The sequence below is a fragment of the Streptomyces sp. NPDC007971 genome (assembly GCF_042958635.1).
In the GTDB taxonomy this organism is placed as follows: domain Bacteria; phylum Actinomycetota; class Actinomycetes; order Streptomycetales; family Streptomycetaceae; genus Streptomyces.
Window position 1 is genome coordinate 421,046 of the sequence record NZ_JBIBJK010000008.1, and the last position, 12,074, is coordinate 433,119.

Annotated in this window: 11 protein-coding genes and 1 pseudogene; 4 read left to right on the forward strand and 8 right to left on the reverse strand. The window is 71.8% G+C overall.

Annotated features, from left to right (window positions below; translation table 11 throughout):
- Positions 1 to 76: 76 nt before the first annotated feature.
- Positions 77 to 640 (reverse strand): ATP-binding protein, encoded by a 564-nt coding sequence (locus ACFZCP_RS19790; protein WP_391428307.1) that lies wholly within the window; start codon positions 638 to 640, stop codon positions 77 to 79.
- Positions 641 to 850: 210 nt separating this feature from the next.
- On the opposite strand from ACFZCP_RS19790, the gene ACFZCP_RS19795 reads away from it, so the two are divergent.
- Complete coding sequence (locus ACFZCP_RS19795; protein ID WP_391428308.1) at positions 851 to 1,450, forward strand: TetR/AcrR family transcriptional regulator; 600 nt, start codon at positions 851 to 853, stop codon at positions 1,448 to 1,450.
- Between the two features lie 59 nt (positions 1,451 to 1,509).
- Here the strand turns inward: ACFZCP_RS19795 and ACFZCP_RS19800 are convergent, their stop codons facing one another.
- Positions 1,510 to 4,419, reverse strand: coding sequence for a SpoIIE family protein phosphatase (locus ACFZCP_RS19800; protein ID WP_391428309.1), 2,910 nt, complete (start codon positions 4,417 to 4,419; stop codon positions 1,510 to 1,512).
- Between the two features lie 446 nt (positions 4,420 to 4,865).
- Positions 4,866 to 5,387: a MarR family transcriptional regulator gene (locus ACFZCP_RS19805; protein ID WP_391428310.1), complete on the reverse strand. Its 522-nt coding sequence runs from the start codon at positions 5,385 to 5,387 to the stop codon at positions 4,866 to 4,868.
- Between the two features lie 247 nt (positions 5,388 to 5,634).
- On the opposite strand from ACFZCP_RS19805, the gene ACFZCP_RS19810 reads away from it, so the two are divergent.
- Entirely contained in the window at positions 5,635 to 6,705 is a 1,071-nt protein-coding gene (locus ACFZCP_RS19810; RefSeq protein ID WP_391428311.1) for an alkene reductase, read from the forward strand.
- Positions 6,706 to 6,790: 85 nt separating this feature from the next.
- On the forward strand, positions 6,791 to 7,696 hold the full coding sequence (locus ACFZCP_RS19815) for a zinc-binding dehydrogenase (protein ID WP_391428312.1): 906 nt from the start codon (positions 6,791 to 6,793) through the stop codon (positions 7,694 to 7,696).
- A 148-nt stretch (positions 7,697 to 7,844) separates the two neighbouring features.
- Here the strand turns inward: ACFZCP_RS19815 and ACFZCP_RS19820 are convergent.
- Both ACFZCP_RS19820 and ACFZCP_RS19825 read right to left on the reverse strand, forming a co-directional pair.
- Positions 7,845 to 8,473 (reverse strand): annotated as a pseudogene (locus tag ACFZCP_RS19820) (isochorismatase family cysteine hydrolase).
- A 20-nt stretch (positions 8,474 to 8,493) separates the two neighbouring features.
- Positions 8,494 to 8,985: a VOC family protein gene (locus ACFZCP_RS19825; RefSeq protein ID WP_391428313.1), complete on the reverse strand. Its 492-nt coding sequence runs from the start codon at positions 8,983 to 8,985 to the stop codon at positions 8,494 to 8,496.
- Here ACFZCP_RS19825 and ACFZCP_RS19830 point away from each other — a divergent pair.
- Positions 8,956 to 9,153, forward strand: a complete 198-nt coding sequence (locus tag ACFZCP_RS19830; protein ID WP_391428314.1) for a hypothetical protein — start codon at positions 8,956 to 8,958, stop codon at positions 9,151 to 9,153. The two genes, ACFZCP_RS19825 and ACFZCP_RS19830, sit on opposite strands and share 30 nt — an antisense overlap.
- A 124-nt stretch (positions 9,154 to 9,277) precedes the next feature.
- On the opposite strand, the gene ACFZCP_RS19835 is transcribed toward ACFZCP_RS19830, so the two are convergent.
- The 3 genes from ACFZCP_RS19835 to ACFZCP_RS19845 all read right to left on the reverse strand — a co-directional run bounded on the left by ACFZCP_RS19835 (position 9,278) and on the right by ACFZCP_RS19845 (position 11,806).
- Positions 9,278 to 10,036, reverse strand: coding sequence for a DUF2182 domain-containing protein (locus ACFZCP_RS19835; RefSeq protein WP_391428315.1), 759 nt, complete (start codon positions 10,034 to 10,036; stop codon positions 9,278 to 9,280).
- On the reverse strand, positions 10,033 to 10,647 hold the full coding sequence (locus tag ACFZCP_RS19840) for a DUF1326 domain-containing protein (protein WP_362697696.1): 615 nt from the start codon (positions 10,645 to 10,647) through the stop codon (positions 10,033 to 10,035). The genes ACFZCP_RS19835 and ACFZCP_RS19840 overlap by 4 nt, the downstream gene beginning before the upstream one ends.
- 937 nt (positions 10,648 to 11,584) lie before the next feature.
- A complete protein-coding gene (locus ACFZCP_RS19845) occupies positions 11,585 to 11,806 on the reverse strand; it encodes a hypothetical protein (RefSeq protein ID WP_391428316.1) in 222 nt (73 codons plus the stop codon).
- Positions 11,807 to 12,074 lie beyond the last annotated feature (268 nt).

A 12,074-nucleotide genomic window follows, 5' to 3' on the forward strand; every position in this document is an offset into this window, starting at 1 on the left:
GTAGCGCCGAGACCTGCGGCTTTCGCGATCCCGCGGGGCGAGCGGTCCCGCTCACCCCGCCCCTGCACGGCAGCCGTCACGGCGTCCGCGGCGTCTGCGCCCCCTGCGCGTGGGCCTCGGCCCGCAGCTCGAACCACATGGTCTTGCCGGTGGCCGTCCGTGTGCCGCCCCAGGCGTCGGCGAGCAGGTCGAGGAGCTCGATGCCCCGGCCGCTCTCCGCGTCCGCGTCCACGGCGTTGCGCGAGGGGCAGGCGGGCTCGGTGTCCTCGACCTCGCACAGCAGCTGCGAATGGAGCAGTCGCAGGTTGAGCCTGAGCGGGCCGCGCGTGTGCCGCAGGGCATTGGTGACCAGTTCACTGACCAGCAGTTCCGCGGTGTCGACCAGGTCCTCCAGAGCCCACTCGCCCAGCTGTGCGGTCACCAGGCGCCGGGCCCGGCGCACCGAGGTCAGCTCCCGCTCCAGGGGCCAGGAGGCGTCCCAGGCGGTGACCCGGCCGCGCGGCGCGTCCAGCGGTCGCAGCGGCGCGAGCATGCGGGACCACAGAGCCCACTGCCTGGCGAACCAGGAGGGCCCGGTGGCACGGGCGAACCGACCTCCACGGCGATGGGCGACGGAGTGGCCGATGGCCTGGGTGGCCATGGGGATCAGTCCCTTCCGAGCGGGCGGTCGTGCGATCCGCCGCGAGCGCGCCCGGCACGCGCCAGGCCCCTTGTGCGTAGCAGTTGCTACACCTCAAATATAGATGTAACAACTGCTACGGTAAAGACCCGACCAAAACAGACTTTACGGACAGCCGGGACTCACAGCCGGGAGTCGGAGTCCTGGAACCTCATGCACCGAGGAGCCCCCATGCCTCGCCCGCCCGATCCGGCCAAGCGACGCGATCTTCTCGACCGGATCCGCGAGTACGTGATGCGCAACGGCCTCGCGGACCTGTCCCTGCGCCCGCTGGCCAAGTCCCTGGGCACCAGTGACCGCATGCTCCTGTACTACTTCGGCGCCAAGGAACGGATGGTCGCCGAGGCCCTCGACATCTACGAGCGCCGGCCCCTCCTGCACGCCCGCGAACTGCTGGAGACCATCGGACCACCCACGGACCCCGCGGGCCTGCGCCGCTTCATGGAAGGGACATGGCGACGGTTCAGCGACCCCGGCGTACGCGCCACGCTCCCCCTCTTCTTCGAGATCATGAGCGCCAGCGTGCTGCACCCGGACCGCTACGGGCCCGTCATGCGCGACATCGTCACCGAGTGGACGACCCTGCTCACCTCCGTCTTCCGGGACCTCGGCATGACCGAGGACCGGGCGCGGACACAGGCCGACCTGCTGACCGACGCCTCCCTCGGCCTCCTGATCGCCCCGCTGGCGGACGGCGACTGGGACCGGGCCGACCAGACCTTCCGGGCCCTCCTGGACGCCCTGGAACCCGGATGGCACATCGCGACGTGACGACCGCGCGGCCGGTCCTGGCGCTCACCCGCAGGCACCGTGACGTGCGAGGCCGAGGATCAGGCCGCGGCGGCGGGGAGAGGCTGCTCGGTCCAGATCGACTTGCCGGTGCGGGTGTGGCGGGTGCCCCAGCGCTGGCAGAGTGCGGAGATGAGCTGCAGGCCGCGGCCGCCCTCGTCGGTGGCGGAGGTGTGGCGGATGTGCGGCGTGGTCGGGCTGGCGTCGGAGACCTCGCAGATCAGTGCGCGGCTGCGGAGCATGCGCAGCCGGATCGGACCGCAGGCATGCCGCACGACGTTCCCGACCAGCTCGCTGACCAGGAGTTCGGTGGTCATGACCAGGTCCTCGTCGGCCAGGCCCCAGTCGGCGAGCTGGGTCCGGACCAGGTCGCGGGCCCGGCCCGCCGCCACCGGGTCCTCCGGCAACGGCCACTCGGCGACGTTCTCCGCGCCCAGCGGGTGGATGCGGGCCAGCAGCAGGGCGGCGTCGTCGGTCAGCGCGCCGTGGGCGGGAAGCAGGGCGGAGGTGAGGGTGGCGCAGAGGTCGTCCAGGCCGGACGCGTCGGCCGGTGAGGCCGGCATCGCGTTCACGGACTGGAGGAGGAGCTCGGCGAGGCGGTTCATACCGGCGGTGACATCCCTGTCCTTGCTCTCGACCAGGCCGTCGCTGTAGAGGGCGAGCAGGCTGTCGGCGGGCAGCAGGGTCTCCAGGGTTTCGAAGGGCGGCGCGGCCACCCCCAGCGGCGGGTCCGGAGCCATGGGCAGGAAGGTGACGGTGCCGTCGGGGTGGGCCACCGCCGGGGGCGGCTGACCTGCGCTGGCGTACGACAGCCGTCGGCTCACCGGGTCGTAGATGCCGTAGAAACAGGTTGCGAAGGCGTCGGTGCCCAGCTCGCCGACGATCTCGTTGAGGTGGCCGAGGATCTCGTCGGGCGGCAGCTCCAGCTCCGAGAGGGTGCGGACGGCGGTGCGGAGCCCGCCCATGGTGGCGGCCTCGGCCATGCCGTGACCCATGACGTCTCCGATTACGAGCGCCACTCGGGCCGCGGAGAGCGGGATCACGTCGTACCAGTCGCCGCCGACGTCGGCTCCCTGCGTGGCCGGCTGGTAGCGCGCCGCCGTCGTCACCTCGGGCAGCTCGGGCAGTGCCTGCGGCAGCAGGCTGTGCTGGAGGGTGCGGGCCCGGGTCGTCGCCTCGTCGTAGAGCCCGGCCCGCTCCAGGGCCTGCGCGATCAGTCCGCTGAGCGCGGTCAGCAGCGTTCGTTCGTCGTCGTCCAGCACCCACGGCCGGCCGAAGGAGATCACCGCCGCGCCGATCTCGCGCCCCGACACAGCCAGCGGCAGAAAGGCCCATGCCTGCTTGCCGCTCGTCCGGATCAGGTCCTCGGTCCCCGGGTACCGCCCCAGGAACTCCTCCGGGGAGGAGATGCACAGGGGAGTGCGGGTGTGCAGGGCGTCTCCCACCGGGTTCCGGGTGTCCCGCACCGTCCAGCGCCCGTCCAGCAGCCGGGTGAAGTGCTCCGCGTATCCCCGGGAGCCGACCACGGCCAGCCGGTCGCCGACCACGCCGAGCATGATGAGTCCGGTGGCTCCGAGGGGTGTCATCACACCGGCGGCCACCGCCGCCATCACGTCCTGGGCCGTGACGGCCTCGGCCAGCTCCCGCGTGATCCGCTGCACCAGAGCCGCCCGCTCCGCGCCCGCCCGCTCCGCGGCGGCCCGCTCGGCCTCCCGCAGATGCCGCTCGGTGGTGTCGGTGATGTAGAGGGTGAGGCCCTTCGGCACCGGTACCAGCCGCAGGTGGTACCAGGAGGTCCCGTCCGGCCCCGGTACGTCGAATTCGGCCGGCCGGCCCTCGGCCGCCGTGGCCCGGCACTGGTGCTCCAGCTCCGGCACGGCACGCACTGCGGGAATGTTCCACAGCAGCGATCCGGCCACGTCTCCCGCCGGGCCCAGGAGCCGCTCGGCGGCCTGATTGAGAAATCCGATGCGCCAGTCCGCGTCCAGGGAGACGAAGCCGTCGCTCATGTGTCGCAGCGCGCGCCCCACCGACTCGGCGGCGGCATGCGTCTCGCTGCTGTCCCGGAGGGTGCCCATCACCTGCACCGGCGTTCCCTCGTCGTCCGTGATCGTCCGGGCCCGGGCCTCGATCCAGAGGTACGTGCCGTCCTGACGCCGGATCCGGTACTCGCTCTGGAAGCCGCCGCGCAGCTGGATGCCCGTGTCGAAGCCGGCCACCGCCGCGGGCAGGTCGTCCGGGTGGATCAGCGCTGCCCACGCCTCGATGCCGCCGCTCATCACCTGCGGATCGATGCCGGCCAGCACCTCCTCGACGGACCGGTCGGAGGTCAGCCCACCGGTGCGCAGGTCCCAGGTGTACGTGAGGGACGGCGCCCCGTCCACGTCCCACAGGGGGGCGGCGTCCCCCGGTCCCGGCCCGTTCTCCAGGGCGCGCAGCAGGGTGGGGGACGGATTGAGGATCCCGGACGACTTGAGCCTCCCGGACATCCAGACCGCCACCTCGTTCAGGAACGCGTGCTCCGGCGCGCCGGGCTCGGCACCCGGGGCGAAGAGGACGGAGAGAGCGCCGCGCCGCCCGCCACCGCCCGGAATGGGAACGGCCAGGTGACCGATGCCGGAGGGGAGCCGGGAGGGCCACAGGGCGGCGGGGTCCCGGCCGGGCACCGGGTCGGGCGGAGCCAGGTCGGGCTGCCAGGTGACGGTGTCGCCGTGGGCGGCCCTGCTGGGCGGCGCCGTGCCCCGCACCGGGATGATCAGCCAGGGGCGGGTCATCGACTCCGGCAGGCCGCTGTCGGCGACCAGGTAGAGGATGCCGCTCATGCCGCCGCCCGGGAGATGGACCATGCCGCCCAGGCCGTGCACCTCGGCCACCGCCTGCTGGAGCGCGGTCAGCAACACCTCGACATCGCGCCGGTCCTCGTCCACGGCGTCGAGCAGCCGCATCCGCATGCGGTGCCGCTCCAGGGGCTGTGCGGTCCGTATGGTCCCCAGGCCCTGCGGCTGATGCAGCGGACCGGGGGCGTGGGGCCTGGAAGGTTTGGCGGTGTCCACTTCGTCGCCTCTGGCATTCACCACTGCCGACCGTCACCTCCGCTCACCGCCCGGGCACCCGCTGGGCCATGCGATCGGATGTGGACCTGCGGCGGTCTACATCCGACACGCACATACTAATCGCATCAATCTAGGCGATTACATGGCGATGTGCGCCTGCGCCGCATGCAGATCTTGAACGAGGCGGAGCACTCTGCGACTCGAACGAAGCGGATCCCGCAACTCGGCGGGAGGTCCGAGGACCACCCCTCGGCCCCGGACTCGCAGCGCCGCACCCCACCACCGGCAGCGACTACCGCCGTTACCGAAGAGACCGCGGACTCGTCGCCCCCCGGGAGCAGGCGTCACCACTCCGGGCCCGCACCCGCGCAACCGGCGGCCGCCTGCACGAGGTTCTGCTCCAGGCGCTCCAGAGTGCGCAGGGCCGCGGCACATTCGTCGCCCGAGAGGCCCGCCGTCGAGATGTCCTCCAGCTGACTCCAGACGCGCTCGACCTCGCGGCGCAGGGCGTGGCTGGCCGCCGTGGGTTCGATGAGGGATGCGCGCCTGTCGGTGGGTGAGGGGCGGCGGCGGACGAAGCCGGCCTGTTCCAGGCGGCGGACGGTGCGGGTCATGGTGGCAGCGTCGGAGTCCATCAGCCGCACCAGGTCGGCCTGCCGCTGGGGGCCGAGTTCCCACAGGTGCATCATGACCAGCTCCTGGCCCGGGTGAAGGCCGATGCGGCGCAGCAGCTGGCCCGCGAACATGCGGTGCAGGCGGGCCAGGCGGAAGATCGCGTGGCTGATCGGACCGGCACCGGCCGCGGCGGGCACCGGGACCTCCTGCCCCGTGGGACCCCATCCGGCTTCCGGTGTGGACTGCGTCATCTCTTCCTCACTTCCCTGCCCGAGCAACTTAATCCTACCTCTCAGTAGGCCGGCCGGGCCGGTCGTCCGACATCAACAGAGAGAACGCCAGGCCGGAGCATGTGACGTGGTTCACATCGACCCTCGGGAATGAGTACACCGGATTTACCTGTTCGGACAGGTGATTTACTTGTTCGGACAGGCAATCGCGGATACGGGCCATGGGGCGCCCGGGCCGCTCGGCCGCACTCATCCAGAGGAAGAAGCCATGACCACTGCTTTCGATCCGATCGACCTGGGCGGCCGGCGCCTGGCCAACCGCGTCGCGATGGCGCCGATGACCCGCAGCCGTGCCTTCGGGCCCGGCGCCGAGCCGACCGAGCTGATGGCGACGTACTACGCGCAGCGCGCCGGCGCCGGGCTGATCGTCACCGAGGGGATCCAGCCCTCACCGGTCGGCCAGGGCTACCCCGACACCCCCGGCCTGCACACGCCCGGGCAGGTCCGGGCATGGCGGACGGTGACCGATGCCGTGCACCGCGAGGGCGGCGCGATCTTCGCCCAGCTGATGCACACCGGCCGGATCAGCCACCCCAGCCTGCTGCCCGACGGTCTGGTACCGGTGGGCCCGTCGGCGGTGGCCGCCCAGGGCCAGGTCTTCACCCACGAGGGGCCGAAGGACTTCGTCACGCCGAAGGAGCTGAGCGAGGCGGAGATCCGGCAGACGATCGCCGACTTCGCGGACGCGGCCCGCAACGCCGTCGACGCCGGGTTCGACGGCGTGGAGATCCACGGCGCCAACGGCTATCTGATCCACCAGTTCCTGGCCCCCGGCACCAACCGGCGCACCGACGCCTGGGGCGACACCACCGAGGGCAGGATCCGCTTCGCGGCGGAGGTCGTCACGGCCGTGGCCGAGGCGATCGGCAGCCACCGGGTCGGCCTGCGGATCTCGCCCGGAAACCCGTACAACGACATCTCCGAGGACAACCCGGGCGAGGTCTACGAGGCGCTGCTGGAGCGGCTCGTAGACCTGGAACTGGCCTACCTGCACCTGCTGGAGGGCCCGGACCGCGACCTGACCGCAAAGCTGCGCAGGGCATGGCCCGGCACCTTCGTCCTCAACCCGTTCACCCACCCCGACGTCACCGGCCCCGACGCGCTCAAGCTGATCGAGGACGGCAGCGCGGACATGATCGCCTACGGGGCGCTGTTCCTGGCCAACCCCGACCTGCCCCGGCGCCTGGCCGCCGGCGGTCCGTTCAACGCCCCGGACCAGGCCACCTTCTACGGCGGCGACCACCGTGGCTACACCGACTACCCCGCCCTCACCGCCTGAGCGGCGAAGCCGCCGCCATGACCGCACGCTGAGTCAGAGCCCCCCGCGGTCCCCTTCTTCACCCGCCTCCACCAGGGAGTTCCCGATGTCCCAAGCAATCACATTCTCCGAGTACGGCGCGCCCGAGGTGCTGCGGCTGACGGAGGTCACCGCGCCGGAGCCCGGCCCGGGCCAGGTCCGGATCCGGGTACGGGCCGCCTCCGTGAACCCTCTCGACGTGAAGGTCCGGTCCGGTCTGATGGCCCGCGCCATCCCCGCCCGCTTCCCCGTGACCCCCGGCCTGGACGCCGCCGGTGTCGTCGACGCCGTCGGCGAGGGAGCGGCCGCGGCCGTGGGGGACGAGGTCCTCGGTTTCGCCGTCGGCGGCAGCTACAGCGAGTACGCCCTGCTGGAGCGGCCGGTGGCCAAGCCCGAGGACCTGTCGTGGGAAGCCGCCGCCTCGCTGGTCACCGTCGGCCAGACCGCGTTCCGTGTCCTTGACGAGCTGGGCGTGCAGGCGGGCCGGACCCTGCTCGTCCACGGCGCGGGCGGCAGCGTGGGCACCATCGCGGTGCAACTGGCCGCCGCCCGGGGGATCACCGTCGTCGCAACGGCCGGTGAGCACGACCTCGAGCGGGTCACCGCACTCGGAGCCACCGCGGTGCGCTACGGCGACGGCTGGACGGAGCGGGTGAAGGCCCGGGCTCCGCAGGGGGTCGACTTCGTCTTCGACGCCTCCGGCGCCGGGGTGCTCGCCGACTCCGTCGCTCTGACCGGTGACAGCTCACACGTCATCACCATCGCCGACATGTCCGCCGCGCAACACGGCGTCCGCTTCAGCGCCGGCAGCGCCGAGCAGGCCGCCGACTCCCTGCCGGAACTGGTCCGGCTGGCCGCAGCCGGCAAGCTCACCCTGCCCATCTGGCGCACCTACCTCCTGGCGGAAGCAGCACAGGCGCACACCGACCTGGAAGCCCACCGCAACCGCGGCAAGGCCGTCCTGCTGCCCTGACCCGCCCACGGCTCCGGCTCACCACGGACTTCTGAGCCCCTTCCCAAGCCAGGGAAGGGGCTCAACTGGCAACGCAGGCAGCCAGAAGCGCCGGACCGGCCTCGGACCCGCTCCCCCGTCGCAGGCAGCCGGTGGGCCGTCCGGGCTGTCATCGCCGGGATCCGTGGAAAGCGGCGACAAGTTGGTCGGTGGTGACGATGGCCTGGGCGTAGGTGGGGCCGTTGAGTTCGTGAGCGGCGTGCATCATCTCCGCACTGAGAGCAGCAGTGGCGTCGCGGACCAGCGTCACGTGGTAGCCGAGCTCCATGGCGAAACGGGCGGTGGCCTCGACGCAGGTGCTGGCCAGCACGCCGACGAGAACCACATGGGTGATGCCGTGCTGCTTGAGCTGCATGTCCAGGTCCGTGTTGGCGAACCCGCTCGACCCCCAGTGCTCCTGCGCGACGACTCGCCCGGCTGCGGCTGGAAGTCGGGGTGGAACTCCCCGCCCCAGGAACCCCTGGCGAAGTGGTGGAACTCCTGGATCTTTTGCTGCGAGGGGGTCGGATGGTCCCACGTCTCGTAGTCACCCGGCTCCCAGCGACGGTGCGGCACGAACACCACCCGCACACCGATCGCACGGGCCGAGGCGATCACAGCACGCAGATGGTCCAGCAGACCGACCTTGCCGGCCACGGGCTCCAGCCGCGGCCAGACCTTGCCGCCCTCCGCGAGGAAGTCGTTGTAGGGGTCGATCAGCAGAACGGCCGTGCGGCGGGGATCGTAGGTCTCCGCCATGGCTCCTCCCTGCACCGGCCCTACTCGGGCGGTTCGGCGCCGGTCTGCTCGCCGACCATGTACTGGGCGTACCAGTCGGGCCAGTCCGGATCCTCCTGGCCGATGCGCTTCTCGTGTTCACCGTGGGCGGCGGCCGCACGTCGCAGCGCACTCGCCAGATCGGTCGTGGAGCCGAAGGACGTCGGCCCGGGATCGACGCGCCCGGGGAGCCGGGTCGTGACCTCCTGCAACAGCCAGGTGTTGCCGTCGGGATCTGCGAACGTGGCGCGCGAGAAGTAGCTGCGCCGCTCCGGGTCCAGGCCCTCGACCGGACCGTCCGGCCCGAGGTGAAAGACCGCACTCACCTCGATGCCGGCGCCGACCATCGCGGTACGGGCGGCCTCGATGTCGGAGACGATCAGACACCCCTTGCCCGAACCGGGCGCGGACGACGTCAGGTCCGTGCCGAACTGGACCGAGCACGCCGGCACCTCCCTGAGGTGGTGCAGGGCACCGTCGTCACGCTGGTGCACGCCTGCGTCGTCACGCTGGTGCTGAGCGAAGTCATTCCCGGCACCGGCCACTGGGTGGCCGAGGAGGCTCGCCAGGAAGTGCTCGCGGCGCTGACCCCGTTCCTGGCTCCGTACCGCGACCAGGACCGGGCCACACGCCCCCGTGCCGCCACGACGCCCGGCAAATGATCTCCCCCGGCCCGAGGTTGCACCGCACCGGTTGCTCCGGGTCTTCACCTGCACGCCGGTCCGGTGCCGGGAAGGCGGACAGACCCCGCAGGACGTGTCATCCCGCCGCAGCGAGCAGAATTCCTTACATACCGGCCATACCGCCACCGGTGAGCCCCGGAGCCAGCGCCGGGACCCAGAAGACGGCGACGGCCAGAGCGATCGAGGCGACACCCACCGTACGGGCCACCAGGCGGCCGGCCGGAGCGATCTTCTCGGCGGTGATCACGGCGGCCAGTGCCACCATGGCCCACAGGTTCATCAGACCGAACGCCGCCAGCAGCAGCATCAGCGACCAGCAGCAGCCCAGGCAGAAGGCACCGTGGTGGGCTCCGGCACGCAGATCCCGGGAGGGCCCCGGGTACGAGGCGTAGCGCAGCATCAGCCCGACCGGCGAGCGGCACCTCGCCAGACAGCGGTCCTTGAGGGGCGTGAGCTGGTAGACGCCGCTGACCGCGAACACGGCCGCGGCCACTGCCGCCCCTGCCTCGGCGGGGAGGGCCGCCACCCGGCCCAGGCCCACGGCCAGCACGTACGCCGGCAGCCCGGCCACGGCCCAGACGAGCAGGTAGGCAACAGTGAAAACGACCATGCGCCTCGACCGGCGCACGGTGATGGTGCGCGCGTACAGCGCGGCGACGGGCGCCGTGGAGGGCAGCATCATCGCGGCCATCATCAGCGTCCACACGACCAGGAAAGCGGGCAGTCCGAGGCCCATGGTGGCGGTCGTCGTCCGCATACCGCCCCAGCCCGTCACCATCCAGCCCCAGGCGACGGCCGCGGCGACCAGCAGGAGCACGGCGGGGCGCGCCCTGCGGCGGCCGGTGACCGGCCCATCGGTCATGCGGACCACGTGAAGGGCGCCGAGTGCCCGTTACCGCCGGCGAAGTTCCAGGACCGGCCGTACACGCTGTCGCCCGTCGCCCGCGTGGACCGGGCGATCGTCAAGGTGCTGTTCGCCGGGTGGAACATGCCGGTCAGTCCCATCACCGGACCGTCCTCGCCGAACTGCGGGGCGACCTGGTCCTCGATCTCGATGTCGATGGCGTCGCCCACCCGCGCGGCGTGGCGGCGGCCGTCGTCACGGTATGCGATGGGGACGCGCTCCACGCCGAGGACCTCGCCGATGAGCGGAGTGAGCGCCGCCATCGGCCCGCCGGCCTGCCCGGAGAAGACCTTGCCCAGCGCCTCCGCCTGACTGTCGTCGGCCGAGGCATCGACGTAGAGCGCCACCTGCCAGCCGCCTTCGGCCATCACCCGGGGTCCGTCGACGAAGACGGCGACGCTGCGGTCGGAGACGTCCACGCCGTCCACGCTCCCGTTGTCCACGTGGAACGCGAAGGTCACCTGGCAGCGTTCGTGGTCGGCCGGCGCGGTGAGGCCAGAGGTGGTGCAGGGGCACACCACGTCGCAGTTGCAGCTCTCCAAGTACGTGCCGCTCAGATTCCAGGGCATGGTTCCTCCCTGTTTCGCATCCTCCTCGGCGATGGGAACACTTCGTGAGGGTCCATCCCACCCCGAAGTAGCCTTTTACAGGCTATTCCTGACATTCCCCCTCGCGCAGAACCGCTGCCGGTACGACTCACCAGGAGTACGGGGTCGGGCGCCCTCCGCAAAGGGCACCGGCGCCCTCCGGTGCAGCGGCGCCCTCCGGCGCACCGGCTCCGGTCTGGAGCCGCTCCGGTCTGGAGCCGCTCCGACGCGAGTGATCATGGCGCCGCAAGTTCCGGCACGGCGGGCAAAGCCGTGCAGCCCACCGCCCCAGCGACGACGTACCCTGAGCAATTCCCGAGCGCACGCCATCCCCGACCGGCCGCGCCGGCCGGGAAGCAGCCCGCGGGGCGTCGCCTACCGCCCGCCGCCTGGCTCTGCTGGCGCCGTCCACGGTCCTGCTGGTCGCGGGCGGCGCCTCCCTGCCCCCAGGGGGTTCCACCGCCCTGCCGGTCACGACGGTCGCACCTGCCGCGGCTGCGGCCACATGTTCTCCGGTCCGTGCTCGTCGCAGTGCAGGGCGGCGCGAGTCCGACGACCACACTGCCGCTCTGCCGCCGGCCCGTGCCGTCGTCGACGGCGAACGGCCCGTCGCCGAGGTCGCAGGCCACAGCGACCGCCGGATACGGGACCACGCCGAGGCCGCAGGCCACAGCGACCGCCGGATACGGGACCACGCCGAGGCCGCAGGCCACAGCGACCGCCGGACGCGGGACCACGCCGAGGTCGACGCGGTCCGCGGTGGACGTGCGGAATCCCGCCACGCCGACCCCTCGCAGGGGGCCGGGCCGCAGGGGGAGTCGCGCTGTCCCACACCGCCGCAGCGCCGCAGCGCCATGGTCCGACTCGACAGCTCGCACGTCACCGCGCTACTGGCGCGCCGGGACCGGGCGCAGTGGTACTACAGCTTGGTCATCTTGGCGTACGGGCTCAAGATCCGCATTTGCTCCGAGCCGAAATCCACGAGTACCGCGATTCCGTCCTCGATGCCGATCACCCGGCCGAGGCCGTACACGTCGTGTGTGACCTGGTCACCCACGGCGAAGTGCTTGGGAGCCGGCGTGGCCGGAGCTTTGAAGGGGCTGGTGGGCAAGTGTCGCTTCGGTGCAGCAGGCTTTGTCATCGCCCCCAGTATGCGCCTACGAACGGGGCTGGTGGCTACCTCCCTGGTCGGTGAATTCCACTCCGGCAGGCGCCGAGCCTGCGGGCCGTCCGGCCCGCAGACGGGCGAGGCCGGGCGGTTCGGCTTCGCAGGAGGCCCGCACCACCCGTACCCTTCGGGGACCACGGCGTCAGATAGCGGGCGTCCACGAATGAAGGATCTGATCCACACATGCTGATTGCTCAGCGTCCCTCGTTGACCGAAGAGGTCGTCGACGAGTTCCGCTCCC